The following is a 17345-nucleotide window of genomic DNA, read 5'->3' on the forward strand; positions in this document are numbered from 1 at the left end:
GAACCACTCCTTCCCATCCCGAACAGGACAGTGAAACGCCTCCACGCCGATGATAGTGAGTTGTATTTCTTGCGAAAGTAGGTAGTCTCCGGGCTCTCCATTAAAGACAAACCTCTTGGACCTAACCGTTCAAGAGGTTTTGCTTTATCTGCTATTCAAAAAGCTAAAGCTGTTTTGTTTCTCCGCCCCTCTCTTGCTCCCCGCTAGTGTTCCAGCATGTTGGAAACCGGCGAGGTTTAAGAACCTTCGTTTAGTGAGCTAAGGCCCAAAGGTAGATTGGATAGAGGTTCGATGTCTCCGATAACAACGTCTCGTCCTTTTTCAACAGCCACTTGTTTCTGTACCACTTAGCAAAAATCTTATCCAAGGAAACTTTACCGGCGTAATTAACTTGTTCCACTTCACGTCTTTTCAGCATGAACGGCAGGGGAACATGATTGCTTTCGTGCTTAGACGGAAAAGAATAACCGCTTGAAGTCAGAAGTGAAACAAAGAAAAGCCGGAACCTGTCTTCTAAATTCAAGAAGAAAAGGGTGAATTAGCAGCTGCTCGTATGGGCGGTCTTTCTAGTGCCGATGGTACTTACACGATTCTGGACGGCGCAACGATAGGAAAAAGCTATAACGAAGCCGGCCTGACAAGCATTTACGTTACAACGCCTTTTACCAATAATGCCGTTGTTTACGTTTCTCCGGAATTCGGTGGTGTCAAGTTCCACGCTATGTACTCCAATGGTTTGTACGATGACACTAATAAATGGTCAAAAAACACTCATACATACGGCGCAGGTTTGACCTATGGTTCGGAAAGAGCAAAAGGAAGCGTTATGTATGAAGTCATCGATTCGGCTGTTGATTTCTCTCCGATGAATGCAAACTCCGGAGACGTGAAATCCAAAGACACCCAAATCTTCACAGTCGGCAGTCAATATCGCTTTGACAGCTTCACGCTTTACGGCACATATCAATACGTCACTCATGCCAGACTGCTTCCTGACTTCGATATCACTCTGACAGATGCGGCTATTAATTCCGGCATGATTAAAAAAGGTTTCAACAGCCATGCATTTTCCGTGTCGGGGGCTTTCCCGGTTTTCGGCGGAACGTTCAAAGCTGTGATCAACTATATGAATGGCAAGGCGAAAGACGGTGAAGTTAAGAGCTTCCTTGGTGCAAGTAAATTTGAACGCTTAGCCGGAGGCATTGCTTACGAATATCCGCTTTCTAAGCGCAGCACCTTGTATGGTTTTGGTGCTGTGTCAGTGGGCATGAAAGGGGCTAAATATAACTTCCGGTTACGGCAAAGTTGCCTACAACACATGGAGCGCAGGTTTTTGCTTGCGTCACTACTTCTAACAAAGCGTCTTGGGATAAGTAATTTTTCATTCTCCTTGGTCATAAGCATTGCACTTATGCATAACAGTGGCGGAACTAAAGTGAGCTTTAACTGGGTCCGCCTTTTTCGTTTCTATATGAGAAGCTGCAATTCGTTTAATCTTTGGGCTAGGTCAGGGATCCTCAATTTTTTGTGTTATACAAGCTCATTACTGAGGAGATCTCTCAATGACAAATCCGAGACTACCTCCGCTTCTGGTCAATAAAGCGAGTTCCGTTTTTTACGTGTATACCTACAAAAATGTTTGGGACAGAGATCTCAAGCGGAGTAAAAGAGGAGAGTCAAAAAATAGGAAAAATTCTTGGCGGACAAAAGGATGGCGTAATTTGTTTTAACGGGGGTTTTCTTCAGGAGCGTCCAGAATTTAGAAACTTCCTGGTAGAGAGAAAGGGAGAAGAGTATATCTTTACTTCTTTGAACGAGAGCGGCACTACGCTAACTCAGCCGCAATAGGTCAAACAACTTCATGCGGAGCCACTTGGGCACTGGATAAGCTTTTGTCGCAATCGCCTATTGGAGAGGCTCTTAAATGTTTTTTTTCCACAACGGACTACCTCAAGATTTTATCTATTGCCTATTGCCTATTTCATAATTCTCAACCAGGACAACAACATTTCCAAGTACGAAGTGTTTGCCTAGGTAACGCGCCTGCCCTGGGGCGATCTTCTGTCGCCTTCCTCAATCAGCCGGATCTTTAGAAAGATCAGAAATCAGCAGATAGAAACTTACTTCTCAGTTGTCAGGGAGGAGGAACAACAGGAGAAGTGTGGCGACAAAGATGAAATAACGCTGGTTCTGGACTCAACTTCCGCTGATTAATCTGCTGGCACTGGCGGACTACGAAAGCGGCATTCCTTTCTTCTACCTCGCCTTCGACGGAAAAATTCCCGATGTGAAAACCGTCAGACAAGTTATTTCCGGGAATGCCGGGCTGAGTCTAAATAACGTTGTTTTTGTGTCAGATAGAGGTTACAGCGACGCTAAAAACATCAAAGACTGCCTGAGAAATAAACTCGGATTCCTATTCAATGTGCAATGCGAGATGCCCGGAAGTTTTGCTCAAGAACTCATTGATGAGGAAAGAGAAAACCTCCGGGACTTAAACCGAATGGATTGGTTGACTAAGGTCTTCTAAATAACGAAAGAGATCAACTGGACTTTCGAACCTGATCTCGTACAGGGACAGGTGTCCTCAAAAAAGACGAAGGAATCGCGGTACTTTACTGGCACATCTATTTCAATCGACTAATTGCTGAGAACGCTAGGCAGGGGCTTATCGAGAGAATCGATCGCGTACGAGAAAAGATATGCAACGGTGAGGCGCTCGATGAAAACGAAGTAACGCTATTAGGTGAAGTATTTGAAAAACATGAGGAAGGCGACACGATCAGCTATCTCATTAGCAATGAGAAAGTGGATCAAAGGCTCCGCTACAAAGGCTATCCAGTGCGGGTAAGCGACAAGATACCCGACACTAGAAAAGCATGGTGCGCCTACCAGGAGAGAAGGATTCTAGAAGACACGCTCAAAACGCTCAAAACCCGCTCGAGCTGTGTCCGAAACTGTGTTTCGGATAACGAATCGCTCATTGGTAAAACGTTTGTGCTGTTCTTAGTGGCCTCTATTGAAATGATCGTCAGAGCGAGGCTGAGAAAATACTTCGAAGGAGGTAAAACGAGTGATAGCTTGCCAACGGATTACGACCGCTCCTGCAGAGTTCTTGACTCTTTGAACAACGTGATACAGACCAAATTCTGCGACGGCTATTATTTCGGAGGAAGTGCAGAGAAAAAACGCGGACTTTTTGAAGCTCTTGGTGTCTCGGTTCCCGGCCCTGAACCAGAAGAGGAACGGGATTACGAAGACGAAGAGGAAACAGAATCCTAGAGAGGAGGCTGTTTGTTCTGAGATCGGCCTCCGCCAGATGCACTAAATTCTGCAATATCTTAAGGAGGCCGGAAGCCTTCGGAAGAACAACGAAGGACGGACAATAAAGCTGACGATGAGTTTTGAAGAGGGAACTAGAAAAAGGAAGGTCCGAAATTCTTTCGAATTTTGGACCATCAGTGGCGCGCCAGGCAGGAATCGAACCCACGACCCCCTGGTTCGTAGCCAGGTACTCTATCCAGCTGAGCTACTGGCGCACTGCTGTTTAACAGCGAGAACGAACTATAGCACAAAAAAATATTTTGTGTTTGAGTCGGGTTTCGCAGAATGGGCAAATTTGTAAAAATTGTCTTGAACTTGATTTGACGCCTTGTTTTTCCGTTTTATTGCAAGCTTGTCTAAACTTACGAAAATTAACCAAACGGAGAAAGTTAATGGACAACCAAATTATTTTCGGCGTGACAGACGAACAGAGCGGCTATAAGGACGAAATCCTTTTGACCAATAAGTCTAACCGCCACGGCTGTATCACTGGTGCAACAGGAACTGGAAAAACAGTTTCTTTACAAAAATTAGCCGAATCTTTCTCCAAGAAAGGCGTTCCGGTATTCCTTGCGGATATCAAAGGTGACTTGTCGGGCATTGCAAAAGCTGCGGTGCCGACAGACAAGCTGAAAGCGCGTTTGGAAAAGCATCACTTGCCGACTCCGGATTGGTCAGCCTGCCCGGTTGTGTTCTGGGATGTCTTCGGTCAGGAAGGTTTCCCCGTTCGTGCAACGATCAGTGATATGGGACCGCTGCTTCTGTCCCGTCTCCTTCAATTAAACGATACTCAGGAAGGCGTCTTAAACGCCGTATTTTCGATTGCCGACGATAACGGGCTGTTGCTGTTGGATCTGAAAGATCTGCGCTCTATGCTTCAATTTGTGGGCGATAACGCCGCACAGTTCAGAACGAAGTACGGCAACATCTCAATGGCATCTATCGGAGCCATTCAAAGAGGTCTGCTGGTATTGGAAAATCAGGGCGGAGATAAGTTCTTCGGTGAACCGATGCTCAATATCCATGATTTGATGCAGACATCGGACGGAAAGGGCGTTGTAAACATCCTTGCTGCAGATAAGCTTATGCAGTCTCCGATGCTTTATGCAACTTTCCTTTTGTGGATTCTGAGCGAACTTTATGAAAATCTGCCGGAAGCCGGAGACCTTGAAAAACCGAAGCTCGTTTTCTTCTTTGACGAAGCGCACATGCTCTTTAACGACGCTCCTCAAGTTTTAATCGATAAAGTCGAGCAGGTTGTTCGTTTGATTCGTTCTAAAGGCGTTGGTGTCTTCTTTGTGACTCAGAGTCCAGCCGATATCCCGGAAAAAGTTTTAAGTCAATTGGGCAACCGAGTTCAGCACGCCTTGAGAGCGTTTACGCCTCGCGATCAAAAGGCTGTCCGTACGGTCGCTGAAACCATGAGACCGAATCCGAAAATCGATATGGTGCAGGCCATTCAGGAACTCGGCGTCGGTGAAGCTTTAGTAAGCTTCTTGGATGACAACGGTACGCCCGGTATTACGCAAAGAGTTTGGGTATGCGCCCCGGGAAGCCAGATCGGACCGATCGCGCCTGCTGAAAGACAGGCGATCCAAAATGCATCTGTGCTGAAAGGTGTGTATGACAAGGCTATTGACCGTGTCAGTGCCTACGAAGTTCTTCAGCAGAGAGGCTCTTCGGCGATTGCTGCAGACAACGGAGCTCCTCAGCCGGGTAACCCTGCGGCTCCGGGAGCTGCCGAGCAGGAAGGACCGGACTTCACAGATATTTTGATGAGTAAAGCCAAAGACATCCTTTTAGGCTCTACAGGACCTAGGGGCGGCCATCGTGAAGGAATTGTCGAAAAGGTTGTTCGCCAAAGCGGAGAAAAAATCCTGAGAGGCATTCTTGGGTCTCTGTTAGGAGGCAAGAAATAATTTCCTAAAGGAATAGGGACGGCGGCGAGGAATCGAAAGGTTTTTCGCCGTTTCTTTTCTTGGCGCAGAAATGAAAAAATCCGCAAACGCGGGTCACCGATGAAAAGAATTTGGAGCGGGAGACGAGTCTCGAACTCGCGACCTCAACCTTGGCAAGGTTGCGCTCTACCAACTGAGCTACTCCCGCGTGGAGCGTGATTCTACACTATTTTCAGAAACTGTGTGGAGCGGGAGACGAGTCTCGAACTCGCGACCTCAACCTTGGCAAGGTTGCGCTCTACCAACTGAGCTACTCCCGCGTCACTGGAGGCGCGAAGCGGAGTCGAACCGCTCTCAACGGATTTGCAATCCGGTGCATAACCGCTTTGCTATCGCGCCAACATCAGATAACTGAAAATTGGAGCGGGAGACGAGTCTCGAACTCGCGACCTCAACCTTGGCAAGGTTGCGCTCTACCAACTGAGCTACTCCCGCGACAGAAGTTGCACTATACAGAGGCTTTTTTGACTTGTCAAACGAGTTGAGGAAATTACTTTGAAAGGGAAATGTTTATATTTGTGAACACGCTTTTAGAGGCGCAGATTTCTCCCCGTATTTGTCTTTTAACTTCAAATAGTTCGGTGAAAAACCCAATGTTTTTCGGTGGAAAATCAGCGCCTTTTCTTTTATCCTATAAGCGAGGACTATTCACTTTTCCAAATAAAGATGGGATTAAAGGTTTTTAATTTTATTTGCGAAAACGGACATACGTTCGAGGCGATGGTGCCCAGCATCGAAGCTTTTGAGGAACAAAAAAAGAACGGTTTTTTCACATGTCCCGTGTGTAATTCGAATGTCATTTCGAGAGCCCTTTCTGCGCCTCACATCCAGGCTTCTTCTACACAAAAGGATGTCTCGCAAAATACCGTGGAGGCAATGCATACCGTCTATAAAACGGTCAAAAAGATTTTGGATGAGAGCGAATTTGTCGGGGATCGATTTGCCGATGAGGCTCGCTCCATTCACAGAGGAGACGCCCCGGACCGCCTCATCACCGGAACTCCGACCTCGGAAGAGGTATCAGAACTCCGGGATGAAGGAATTGAAGTTTTAGAGATTGGGCTTAAGAAAGATCGCTCGACGAACTGATGTTCTGAAGCTCTTCGGAAATTTCGAGCCAGCGGCCTTCGAGTTCGTCAATCTTGGAAGAGAGTTCGCCGTGGCGTTTTAAGGCTTCTGCAACCTCGTCCTGATTTCCTTGATAAAAATCAGTGTCAGCAAGTTTGAGATCCAAAGCGCTCTTCTCTTTGTTGGCTAAATCGAGTTCTTTCTCGATCTTGCTGAGCTCTTTCTTGAGAGGTTTAGACAGTGCACTGATGCGTGCACGTTCCTGAGCCTCGTTTCGGCGCTGCTCCTTACGATTCACCGGAGCAGGTGCCCCGGAATCTTCAGGTGCCGCATTCCTCGCTTTCTTGTCCTTTAAGACAATTTCGGCATATTCATCCAAATCTCCGTCAAATTCAGAGAGCTTGCCGTCACGAACCAACCAAAGTTCGTCGCAGCTGGCTCTGAGCAAATGACGATCGTGAGAGACGAGGAGGACGGCGCCTTCATAAGAGGACAGGGCGACGGTCAGAGCCTCGCGGGTTTCCATATCCAGGTGATTGGTCGGTTCGTCCAGCACGAGAAGATTTGGTTTGTTCCAAGCGATAAGCGCTAGGGAGAGGCGGGCTTTTTCTCCGCCGGACATGGGACCGACCGGTGCAAGAGCCTGATCTCCGGAAAAGCGGAATTTGCCTAAGAAGTTCCTCAAGTCCAGTTCGCGCATATTCGGAGGAGCAATGCGCGTTAAATGCTGCAGAGGAGACTCGTCATCTCTTAAGTCATTGAGCTGATGCTGAGCGAAATAGCCGATCTCCAGGCCTTGTCCGTAGCGGCTTTCTCCGGCTAGAGGCTCAAGCTCACCGATGAGGGTCTTCACAAGCGTCGACTTACCGGCGCCGTTAACGCCCAATATACCGATTCGAGCACCTGCTGAGATATTGCACTTAACTTGAGTCAGGATGGGATGGTCGGGTTCGTATCCGCAGGCAACTCCTTCAGCGGTGATTAAATGCTGAGGCACTTTCTCCGGTTGCAGGAAAGAAAACCTCCATTCGTTCTTCGCCAAGACCGGCTCGACGGATTGAAGTTTTTCCAGCATCTTAATTCGTGACTGAGCCTGACGAGCTTTCGTGGCCTTGTAGCGGAATCGATCAATGTAGGCCTGGAGGTGCGAAGCGGTGCGTTCGTAGGCTTTAGCGGCGGCTTGCTGAAGCGCGAGTTTTTGAGCTCTGGTGACTTCAAACTGTGAGTAGTTGCCGCCGTACCGATTGATCGTGTTGTCTTCAACCGACCAAATGGATTTTGCAATTCGATCCAGGAATTCTCTGTCGTGAGAAATGACAATGACGGTGGCTTCCTGCTGCTTCAGGAAACTTTCGAGCCAGATGACCGAGTCAATGTCCAAATGGTTGGTAGGCTCATCCAACAGAAGCAAATCGGCCGGACGCATGAGCGCACGAGCCAGCGCGATTCGGTTTCTCCAACCGCCAGAAAACTCTGAGACCTGGCGCGAAGAGTCATTGGGCTTGAAACCCAAACCGTAGAGAATTTCTTCGGCTTTTGCGACGACAGCGCCTTCATTGATTTCGGCCAAGTGTGCAACAGCTTGTGCATAAGCCATATCATCGCCGGCTTCTTCCGCTCGCTTGAGTTCTGCTTTGGCTTCCATCAAAGGAGCGTGTCCCTCCAGGATGTATTCCAAGGCAGGAAGATCGGTCTCAACCACACGCTGGGCCACGTGCGAGATGCGGTTCAAAGGAGGCGCAAGGATGTCGCCGTCCTCAGTGGAGAGCTCGCCCAGAATTGCGGCGAAAAGCGTGGACTTGCCGGACCCGTTGGGTCCGACCAGTCCGATAATTTCTCCGTCCGAAGTCGTGAGATTGACGTTTTTATATAAAACTCTTACGCCTCGAACCAGGCTCACATTCTGAAGTCTAAGCATCGGGAAGCTGTTCTTTCTTAATCATGAAGACTTGATCTTTGCCGCCGGAGGTGGGCAGCCAGGTGACCTCAATATTGGGGAAACGTTCCTTGAAGTTTTCGGCGCCGTCTCCGAGCTCAACGATTAAAACACCGTTGTCATTTAAGTGCGCTTTAACTTCTTTAAGCAGCCGGTCGATGATATCCATGCCGTCGGCGCCTGCGACCAAGGCTAAAGAAGGCTCGTAACGGTATTCCTGAGGAAGTCCTTCCATGGAAGCTTCCGTGACATAGGGCGGATTCGAAATAATGAGATCGTATTTCGTGTTCTGCAGATTCTCGAACAAATCGCTTTGAATCGGATAGACACGATTTTCGAATTCGTAGTCGGCGATGTTGATTTCAGCCACTTCTAGAGCGTCGCTGCTGATGTCGACGGCATCAACTTCAGCCTGAGGAAATTTCTCTGCCAGCAGAATGGCCAAACAGCCGGAACCCGTGCACATATCCAAAATGGAGTGGATACGAGCAGGGTCAGGGAGAAGACCGTCAAAATTTTTTTCGATCAGCTCGGCAATGTAGCTACGGGGAATCAAGACTCTTTCGTCCACGTAGAAGGGGAACCCGGTGAGCCACCATTCTTTCGTAATGTAGGCTGTCGGTTCGAGGTCGTCGCAGCGGCGGGAAATGTTATTCAGTACTGTTTCCCGTTCATTACCGGTTAATGCGGCGTCTAAGAATTTTTCTTCGTATTCCAGCGGAATACGGAGTGTGCGCAGGACCAAAAACGCGGCTTCTTCTTCCGGATTTTGGTAGCCGTGATTAAAGGTAGCTTCAGAGGAATAAAGCCTTGTCGTGCAGTATCGAATGAAGTCGCGGATGGTTTTAAGCGGTTCAGTATTAGTTTCCATCATGTTCACTTAAAAAAATGCGTTCCAGTATTCTGTAATAAATTTTGGACAAGCAGGCAATATCCTTTGTCGGAATGCGCTCATTGACTTTATGAATTCGGTCGTTTACCGGTCCGAACTCTACAACTTCAGGACACCACTGTCGAATAAATCTGCCGTCGCTGGTTCCACCGGAAGTCGAGAACTCAGGTTTGATGCCGGTCACGTCCTTTATCGCTTCAGCCAGCTCGTTTCTGAAGAAAGGCTTTTCCGAGAAAAACGGCGAGGCGCTTTCCTGCCATTCAATCTTGAAATCCCAAACATATTTCCGGCACATGTCTTCGATCTGTTTCTCAAGTGACGCCGCAGTGTGCTTCGGGTTGTACCGAATGTTGAAGGTAATGACGCATTCACCCGGAACCACATTGACTGCTCCGGTGCCTGCATGGATGTTACTGATTTGGAATGAAGTGGCCGGGAAAGGAGGAAGACCTTCATCCCAGACGGTTTGAGAGAGTTCGGCAAGCAGAGGAGCGGCGCTGTGAATAGGATTCCTGACCTTTTTCGGATACGCGACGTGTCCCTGAATGCCTCGAACGGTGAGTTTGCCGTTTAGAGAGCCGCGGCGCCCGTTTTTAATGGTGTCGCCAAGCAGCCTGGTGCAGCTGGGCTCCCCGACAATACAGAAATCGGGAGCTACCTCACGGTCCGACAAAACCTGAAGCGCATATTGAGTGCCGTCTTTGCCGTCGCCTTCTTCGTCGCTTGTGAGCAGTAGGGCAATCGTTCCTTTGAATTGGGGATGTTTAGAAACGAATTCACAAGCGGCGGCCGCAAAACAGGCGTCGGAAGTTTTCATGTCCTGAGCACCGCGTCCGTATAAGAAGCCCTCATCTTCCGTTGGCACAAACGGAGGAAACTTCCAGCCGTCTGCACCCGGCGGCACAACGTCCACATGACCGGCAAAGAGAAATACCGAGGCCCCCGAGCCGTACTTGGCCCAGAGATTTTTAGTTTGCCCTCGATTGATTTCCTCACAAGAGAAGCCGTGTTGGGAGAGGAGATCGGCAAAGATTTTCAGAGAGCCGGCATCCGAAGGCGTCACGGATTCGCAAGCGATGATTTTTTTCGTGAGTTTAAGAGGGTCTTGCTGCATGCTGAACATTCTCAAATTCAGAGGTAGATAAAATGCGAAGACCTCTGTCAGGAAAGACAGAGGCTCTAAACAAAGGGCCTTGAATATTCAAGGCCCGTAAAATTAGTCGCGAAGAAGTTCGTTAATACTTGTCTTCGAACGCGTCTTGGCGTCTACGCGCTTAACGATGACCGCGCAGTTAAGGTTGTATTTGCCGTCAGCGGAAGGCAAGCTTCCGGGAACAACGACAGAACCGGCAGGTACTCTGCCGCGATGAATTTCGCCGGTGGTACGGTCATAAATCTTCGTGCTCTGTCCGATGAAGACACCCATGGAGATCACGCTGTTTTCTTCAACGATGACGCCTTCAACGATTTCGCTGCGGGCACCGATAAAGCAGTTGTCCTCGATGATGGTCGGGGTTGCCTGAAGCGGCTCGAGAACACCGCCGATACCGACGCCGCCGGAAAGGTGGCAGTTCTTACCGACTTGAGCGCAGGAACCGACCGTTGACCAGGTATCGACCATGGTGTTTTCTCCGATGTAGGCGCCGATGTTGACAAAGGAGGGCATCAATACAACGCTCGGAGCGATGTAGCTGCCGTGGCGAGCCACAGCAGTGGGCACACAGCGGATGCCGGATTCTTTCCAATCGGCTTCGGAAAAATGATCGAAGCGGGAGGGCACCTTGTCAAAGAAGGACAGGTCGCCGGCGCGGACCATTTTGTTCGGATAAAGCTGGAAGCTCAAAAGAACGGCTTTTTTGATCCATTCGTGCGTGACCCAATTGCCGTCAATTTTTTCCGCGACGCGAAGTTTTCCCTGCTGAAGCAGTTTGATGACTTCATCGACGGAGTTTTGAACTTCAGGCGGAAAGTGTTCGGGACGAAGGCCGAAAGATTCTTCAATAATTTGCTTTAATGCTTCCATAGTTATTCCTCAAAGGGGTCAAATTCTGCAATTCTTTTAGCGGCCTCTGTGACTTCGGGCACGGTGGCAACCAAAGCGATACGGATGTAGCCGGACCCGGGGTTGACACCGTTGACTTCTCGGCCAAGAAAACTGCCCGGGAGAACGGTGATGCCCTTTTTCTCATAAAGCCGTCTTGCATAAAGTTTATCGTCTATAGGCGTTTTCGCCCACAAGTAAAAACTTGCATCGGGCATTTCTACTTCCAGTGCTTGTTTCAGAAGCGGAACAGCCGCCTTGAATTTTTCGACATAAAGGCGTCTGTTTTCCCGCACATGTTCTTCATCATTCCAAGCCGCAATACTTGCGTGCTGTACGGCGCCCCCCATTGCGCTGCCGTGGTAGGTTCGGTAGAGCAGGAACGGTTTAATCAGTTTTTCGTCACCTGCAACAAAACCGGTACGCATGCCCGGGATATTGGAGCGCTTCGACAAGCTCGAGAAGACAATCAGGCGGTCGAAGTTAGTTCTGCCCAAAAGTTTGGCAGCGGTCAAAGAGCCGAGAGGCGGATTATCTTCGTCAAAATAAATTTCCGAGTAACACTCGTCGCTGCCGATCACAAAGCCGTATTTGTCGGAAAGGTCAAAAAGCCTCTTCCAGTCTTCCAGTGAAAGTACGGTTCCGGTCGGATTATTGGGAGAGCAGACAAACAGCAGCTGAGTGCGTTTTAGAACTTCTTCCGGTACGGAGGAATAGTCAGGCTTAAAGCCTGTCTGAGCTGTCATCGGGCAAAAATATGGCTCGGCACCGGCTAATTTTGCTGCGCCTTCATAAATTTGATAGAAAGGATTCGGTGTAACGACGACCGGGTCTTTAGTCGGATCGATGACAACTTGGGTCAGTGCAAACAAAGCTTCACGCGATCCGTTGGTCGGCAGGATTTGGGAAGCCGGATCGAGTTTTACGCCGTAGCGCTTTTCAATCCAGTTCCCAATCGCTTCTTTCAGCTCAGGGTAACCGCCTGTCGGAGGATACTTTTCAAACAAGGCCTGATGATCGAAGAGAGATTGTTTGACGGGCTCAGGTGCCGGATGTTTCGGTTCACCGATGGAAAGGGAAATCGGTTTGAGTCTTTCCGGCAGTTTTGCGTCCTTCAAAAGTTTGCGCAGCTTCGCAAAGGGATAGGGCTGAAGTGTATTAAGCAGCGGATTCATGTTTGCTGATCTTTTTCGTTGGAATATCCACAAAATTTTAGCGAAGGAAGAAGCACTTGCCGCGCTTGAAAACTACGAAATGAAGCGGTGCAAAAAAGAACGGCCCGTCGATGACGGGCCGCTGAGGAAAAATCGAATTAACCGCGAGTCGGATCGTTCGATTCGAATTCTGGCAGTTCAACCGGTTTGACCGGTGTCCAGCCTTCCTTACGGTATTCGGCAACAACTGTCGTGTAGATGCCGCCTCGGACCCACCATTTAGCCTTAAGTCTCATGAAACGCGGGGAGGTGGCTGCAACGAGATCGTCCAGGATCTTGTTGGTGATGGCCTCATGGAAAGCACCTTCCTGACGATAACTCCACATATAGAGTTTCAGAGCCTTGAGTTCGACATTCTTCTGATCCGGAATGTAATCGAGCAGAAGTGTGGCGAAGTCGGGCTGTCCGGTTAACGGACAAAGCGACGTGAACTCAGGGATTTCAATGTGAATTAAATAATCCCGATTCGGCTGAGGATTCGGGAAAGTCTCAAGATTCTTGCTAGGAGCAGTAGACATGAAAATTATTTTTCCGCTATGTGTTTAATTAGAGCACACAAATTATAAGGTCGCGAAAAGAAAGACAAAACGATTTGAACCGCTGTGGGTAACCCGGAGAAAAACAAAATTGCATCAGTTCGTAATACAGTGGTTTCCTTCATAAGCCTGTAGAATATTGAGTCTTAAGTAGTAGCCTGCGGCGAACGTGGCCGCAGGTCCAGGATTTAGCTAAAGAAAGATGAATATGGTTGGAATGGGGGTAACGATAGTCCTGATCCTTGCGGTCGGCGGCGTCGGCGTTTGGTATTGGCTTCGCATCAAAGAGACGGCAAGTCATGAAAAAGTCGAAGATAAGACACCTCCGAGGATTCCTCAGGAGCCGATTTTCGGTGAAGATTTGATCAATTCCGGCGACATCAAAGTCGACGAGATTAAGACCTTACCTCCTGTTGAAGAGCCGCAGCCTGAATCGCAGTCTCCGTTACAGGAAGAAGAGACGGTCGAAGAAGTCCGGGAAATTCTCCCGAAAGAACCCGAAGAGGAAGAGGAGCCTGTTGAAACTCCCCCGGTGTTGGAAGAGATTGATGACAGCGGTCTGCCGAAATATGATCCCTTTGTCACTGAACTCGTCCGTATTACCTTCAAAAAACCGGTAACGGGCAGCCAGCTCGCACCGTTCGTCAAAACGGCGATGGAAAATGCTCCGAGGGGGCTGTTGCGCATTCTGGCTCTCGAAGCAAACAGCAACCGCTGGTTTGTGCCGGATGCCATCGGTATGTTCTCAGCAATTGCCTTCTATATTCAGCTGGCTTCCGGGAAAGCTTCTTTCGACCAGGTTTCTTTGTCGAATCTCTACCAGTTGGTTTTTCTGCGTATGGAAATGAACCTGGACGGCACTTCCGAAATGAAGGAAATGCAGCTGCTGAACAACCATACGGATCAGCTTAACGCACTCATCAAGAATTTCGGCGTGCAGATTACGCTTCTGCTGCGTCCCTTGGAGCCGGTTTCCATCGATGATTTCGAGAAAGAGACGATGCTCTTGGGCTTAAAGCGCCGAAGCATGACGCATTATGAAAAACTTGGTGAAATGGTATTGGATAAGAACGGCAAGCGCCAGGGCAACAGAAAAGGAACCATTGAGCTTCGTTGGTTAGACGACAGAAATATTGCGATTTCTCTGAATGTTCCGCTGATTGCTCCGGAAAGCGATCCTCTTCGTCTCCTGATGACGGCTGCCAACGCTTTCGCGGCGGTATTTGATGCCAAGATCGTGGATCCCAAGGGATGTGAGATCTCGGGAGCAACGGTCTCTCTGCTGAAGCAGGAACTCGATCGCTTCTATAAACAGATGCGTGAGAACAATATTGAACCGGGCAGCGTCAGAGCACATCAGCTTTTAGACTGATAACTCCCCAAAATTATCATTCTGATTAAGAACATCGGAGTCCGTGCGAGTACAGTAAGAAATCCGGTGTTTTTATTTGGTTCAGGTACGAAATGGAAGAGCAGGATAAGAAAAAATTAGAGGCAGTCAAACTCCGTATGGAGAAGCTGGCTGAGGAGCTTGAAAAGCATAACAAGGCTTATTACATAGATAATGCTCCGACGGTGTCTGACGAAGTCTACGACTCGTTGTTCCAAGAACTGGCACGACTGGAAAAAGAGTATCCTCAGTTCAAAAGTCCGGTTTCTCCGACCGAGCGCGTCGGTGCGACGGTCCAGAGCGAACTCAAGAAAGTGACGCATGCCGTTCCGATGCTTTCCATTCATACTGAGACGGATTACACAGCGCAGGGCGCCTATGATTTTGATGCCCGCGTAAGAAGAGAACTGGAGCTGACATCCGATCAAACGGTTGACTACGACTGCGAATTGAAGTTCGACGGGCTCGCCATTAATTTGCGGTACGAAGACGGCGTTCTCGTTCAAGCAGCTACTCGCGGAGACGGCTACACGGGTGAAGACGTTACTGCAAATGTCAAGACGATTAAGACACTTCCTTTACAAGTCGAGGGCTTCCCGAAGATTTTTGAAGTCCGTGGCGAAGTTATCATGCACAAAGAAGTGTTCCGCAAGCTCAATGAAGAGCAGGAAGCAGCCGGAGCGAAACTTTTTGCCAACCCTCGCAATGCTGCGGCAGGAAGTCTTCGTCAGCTGGACTCTTCTTTAACTGCCAAACGCAACTTGAACTTTTATGCATACGGCTACGGTGAAGTAAGTGAGATGCCGGCCGACACCCAGTCGGGCTTGCTTGATTATCTGAAATCCAAGGGCTTCCCGATGATCAGTAATCGAACTGTCGTGCAGACGCCGGAAGAGCTGGAAGCGTTTCATCTGGAAGTCGCTCGTATTCGTCACGACTTACCTTTTGATATTGACGGCGTGGTCTACAAGGTCAACAGTTTTGCCCGCCAGAAACAGCTGGGTTTTGTCTCCAGAGAGCCGCGCTGGGCAGTAGCTCATAAGTATCCGCCGGAAGAAGTCCAGACCCAGGTTTTGGATATAACTGTTCAAGTGGGACGAACGGGCAAACTTACACCAGTCGCTCGTCTGAAACCGGTGTTTGTCGGAGGAACCACAATCAGCAACGTTTCTCTGCACAACGAAGAATTCTTGCAGAACATGGGCATCAAGATCGGAGACACTGTCGTCGTGCATCGTGCCGGCGACGTCATTCCGGAGATCGTCCGAGTGATTCCTGAACTCAGGCCGAAAAACGCCAGAGATTTCGTGATGCCGGAATTCTGTCCGGTCTGCGGTTCTCACGCCTATAAAGAAGACGGAGAAAAGGATCGCCACTGCAGCGGCGGTCTGTTCTGCCGCGCTCAGAGAGCCCAAGGCATTCTCCACTTTGTCAGCCGCAAAGCCATGGGCATTGACGGAATCGGAGAAAAGCTGGCCGAACAGCTGATTGAACATGATTTGGTAACTACGGTTGCGGACATTTACCGTTTGACCGTCGACAAGCTGGTCGGACTGGATCGCATGGGACAGAAATCGGCAGAAAAACTTGTCGCCTCAATTGAAGCCTCTAAAAAGACAACGCTCGAACGCTTTCTTTACGCCATCAGTATTCCGGAAGCCGGAGAAGCGACGGCAAGAAACCTGGCAGCTCACTTCGGCGCCTTAAAGCCGCTGGAAGATGCTTCTTTAGAGCAGTTGCTTGAAGTTGAAGATATCGGACCGTCGAGCGCGGAAAACATTCTGCACTTCTTTGCCGAACCGGCGAACATCGCGGTGATCAATGACCTGATGGATCGCGGCGTCGTGTGGGAAGAGGGTACGGGCACGAGTGACCAGGAACTGCCGTTGAACGGTCTGACATTCGTTCTGACCGGCACACTGCCGACGCTTTCCAGAGATGAGGCCAGCGATATTATTCGCAAAGCCGGCGGAAAGGTAAGCGGCTCAGTGTCGAAGAAGACGAGTTATGTGTTGGCAGGCGAATCTGCCGGCTCCAAACTCGCCAAAGCCGAGTCTTTAGGCGTTAATATCATAGACGAACCTGAGTTATTCAAAATGATCAATCAAGGAGTAAAGGCGGATGGCTAATTTTGCGTTGATCGGCGGCAGCGGTTTGGACCAGTTGTCTCTGTTAGAAGGCAAGGTCATTGAGAAAATTGACACTCCCTACGGTAAAGAGCCGGTCGAAATTTGCCGCGGAGTGATTGACGGACTGAACATCGTATTTTTATCCCGGCACGGGACGACTGAGAAGAAGCCGCCGCACATGATTAACTATCGCGCCAACATTTGGGCTCTTTCACAGTTCGAGCCCAAAGCTGTGATCGCATTGGCTTCCGTCGGCGCTGTTTTGCCAGAAGATGATATCGGTGCGATTGCCGTACCCGATCAGATCATTGACTACACCTGGGGCAGAGAAACCAGCTACAACACCGGCAAAGAGAAGTTCATTAACTTCATTGACTTCACTTTTCCGTTTGATATGGATTTGAGAGAAGCAATTGTTGATGCTTCTGAGGAGCTGGATCTTCCAATTATTGACGGCGGTACTTATGCCTGCACACAAGGTCCGAGACTCGAAACGGCGGCCGAAGTTGATCGCATCGATAATGACGGCGGTCACTATGTCGGTATGACACTGATGCCCGAGGCATGCTTGGCCAGAGAGTTAAATCTCAAGTACGCAGCGATTTGCCAGATCGTCAATACTGCAGCCGGCCGCGGAGCCTCTGAAAAAGGCATCGTGCTTGACGATACGAAGGATGCTCTGACTAAGGCGACAAAGGAAAGTGTGAATTTAGCTCTTGCCACATTCCGCTCATTGGCTGATTAGAACTTTTGTTGAATCGAGTAGGGGAAGCTTTCACCTACCCCTCTCACACCACTGGGCATGCGGGTCTCGCACCCAGCGGTTCCAATTAACCTATGCGGGTCGCCTATTTGCT

14 protein-coding genes, 5 tRNA genes and 1 rRNA gene are annotated in these 17345 nt (G+C 49.2%); 8 read left to right on the plus strand and 12 right to left on the minus strand.

Annotation, left to right across the window (positions count from 1 at the left end; translation table 11 throughout):
* Positions 1-94, plus strand: a 5S ribosomal RNA gene (gene rrf / locus ACZND6_RS11260); the annotation flags it as partial.
* Positions 95-250: 156 nt separating this feature from the next.
* On the opposite strand, the gene ACZND6_RS11265 is transcribed toward rrf, so the two are convergent.
* On the minus strand, positions 251-418 hold the full coding sequence (locus tag ACZND6_RS11265; protein ID WP_008864598.1) for a hypothetical protein: 168 nt from the start codon (positions 416-418) through the stop codon (positions 251-253).
* A gap of 135 nt (positions 419-553) precedes the next feature.
* Here ACZND6_RS11265 and ACZND6_RS11270 point away from each other — a divergent pair, with 135 nt between their 5' ends.
* Entirely contained in the window at positions 554-1600 is a 1047-nt protein-coding gene (locus tag ACZND6_RS11270; RefSeq protein WP_008864597.1) for a porin, read from the plus strand.
* Between the two features lie 1208 nt (positions 1601-2808).
* Positions 2809-3282 (plus strand): hypothetical protein, encoded by a 474-nt coding sequence (locus tag ACZND6_RS11275; protein ID WP_489524695.1) that lies wholly within the window; start codon positions 2809-2811, stop codon positions 3280-3282.
* A 180-nt stretch (positions 3283-3462) separates the two neighbouring features.
* Here ACZND6_RS11275 and ACZND6_RS11280 read toward each other — a convergent pair.
* Positions 3463-3539: transfer RNA gene (locus ACZND6_RS11280), tRNA-Arg, on the minus strand.
* Positions 3540-3716: 177 nt separating this feature from the next.
* Between ACZND6_RS11280 and ACZND6_RS11285 the strand changes: the two genes are divergently transcribed.
* A complete protein-coding gene (locus ACZND6_RS11285; RefSeq protein ID WP_489524696.1) occupies positions 3717-5243 on the plus strand; it encodes a helicase HerA-like domain-containing protein in 1527 nt (508 codons plus the stop codon).
* 111 nt (positions 5244-5354) lie between these two features.
* Here the strand turns inward: ACZND6_RS11285 and ACZND6_RS11290 are convergent.
* The 4 genes from ACZND6_RS11290 to ACZND6_RS11305 all read right to left on the minus strand — a co-directional run bounded on the left by ACZND6_RS11290 (position 5355) and on the right by ACZND6_RS11305 (position 5717).
* Positions 5355-5430: transfer RNA gene (locus ACZND6_RS11290), tRNA-Gly, on the minus strand.
* A gap of 36 nt (positions 5431-5466) precedes the next feature.
* A tRNA-Gly gene (locus ACZND6_RS11295) sits at positions 5467-5542 on the minus strand.
* 5 nt (positions 5543-5547) lie between these two features.
* Positions 5548-5621 (minus strand) — tRNA-Cys (locus ACZND6_RS11300).
* Between the two features lie 20 nt (positions 5622-5641).
* Positions 5642-5717, minus strand: a tRNA-Gly gene (locus ACZND6_RS11305).
* Positions 5718-5948: 231 nt separating this feature from the next.
* On the opposite strand from ACZND6_RS11305, the gene ACZND6_RS11310 reads away from it, so the two are divergent.
* Entirely contained in the window at positions 5949-6371 is a 423-nt protein-coding gene (locus ACZND6_RS11310) for a DUF1178 family protein (RefSeq protein ID WP_008811997.1), read from the plus strand.
* On the opposite strand, the gene ACZND6_RS11315 is transcribed toward ACZND6_RS11310, so the two are convergent.
* The 6 genes from ACZND6_RS11315 to queF all read right to left on the minus strand — a co-directional run bounded on the left by ACZND6_RS11315 (position 6346) and on the right by queF (position 12951).
* Positions 6346-8268: an ABC-F family ATP-binding cassette domain-containing protein gene (locus tag ACZND6_RS11315; protein ID WP_300875897.1), complete on the minus strand. Its 1923-nt coding sequence runs from the start codon at positions 8266-8268 to the stop codon at positions 6346-6348. The two genes, ACZND6_RS11310 and ACZND6_RS11315, sit on opposite strands and share 26 nt — an antisense overlap.
* Complete coding sequence (gene prmB, locus ACZND6_RS11320) at positions 8261-9160, minus strand: 50S ribosomal protein L3 N(5)-glutamine methyltransferase (protein WP_270209432.1); 900 nt, start codon at positions 9158-9160, stop codon at positions 8261-8263. Before prmB ends, ACZND6_RS11315 begins: the two co-directional genes overlap by 8 nt.
* A complete protein-coding gene (gene dapE, locus ACZND6_RS11325; RefSeq protein ID WP_489524697.1) occupies positions 9147-10292 on the minus strand; it encodes a succinyl-diaminopimelate desuccinylase in 1146 nt (381 codons plus the stop codon). The genes prmB and dapE overlap by 14 nt, the downstream gene beginning before the upstream one ends.
* 102 nt (positions 10293-10394) lie before the next feature.
* A complete protein-coding gene (gene dapD / locus ACZND6_RS11330; RefSeq protein WP_370648973.1) occupies positions 10395-11207 on the minus strand; it encodes a 2,3,4,5-tetrahydropyridine-2,6-dicarboxylate N-succinyltransferase in 813 nt (270 codons plus the stop codon).
* Positions 11204-12394, minus strand: coding sequence for a succinyldiaminopimelate transaminase (gene dapC / locus ACZND6_RS11335; protein ID WP_293737312.1), 1191 nt, complete (start codon positions 12392-12394; stop codon positions 11204-11206). The genes dapD and dapC overlap by 4 nt, the downstream gene beginning before the upstream one ends.
* 137 nt (positions 12395-12531) lie before the next feature.
* Positions 12532-12951, minus strand: a complete 420-nt coding sequence (gene queF, locus ACZND6_RS11340) for a preQ(1) synthase (protein ID WP_022099904.1) — start codon at positions 12949-12951, stop codon at positions 12532-12534.
* Positions 12952-13171: 220 nt separating this feature from the next.
* Between queF and ACZND6_RS11345 the strand changes: the two genes are divergently transcribed.
* The 3 genes from ACZND6_RS11345 to ACZND6_RS11355 all read left to right on the plus strand — a co-directional run bounded on the left by ACZND6_RS11345 (position 13172) and on the right by ACZND6_RS11355 (position 17233).
* Positions 13172-14341: a hypothetical protein gene (locus ACZND6_RS11345; RefSeq protein WP_293737311.1), complete on the plus strand. Its 1170-nt coding sequence runs from the start codon at positions 13172-13174 to the stop codon at positions 14339-14341.
* A gap of 92 nt (positions 14342-14433) precedes the next feature.
* Complete coding sequence (gene ligA, locus ACZND6_RS11350; RefSeq protein ID WP_293737310.1) at positions 14434-16488, plus strand: NAD-dependent DNA ligase LigA; 2055 nt, start codon at positions 14434-14436, stop codon at positions 16486-16488.
* Complete coding sequence (locus ACZND6_RS11355; RefSeq protein WP_300875887.1) at positions 16481-17233, plus strand: S-methyl-5'-thioinosine phosphorylase; 753 nt, start codon at positions 16481-16483, stop codon at positions 17231-17233. The genes ligA and ACZND6_RS11355 overlap by 8 nt, the downstream gene beginning before the upstream one ends.
* The last annotated feature ends 112 nt before the right edge of the window (positions 17234-17345 follow it).

Source organism: Parasutterella sp., from assembly GCF_057870745.1.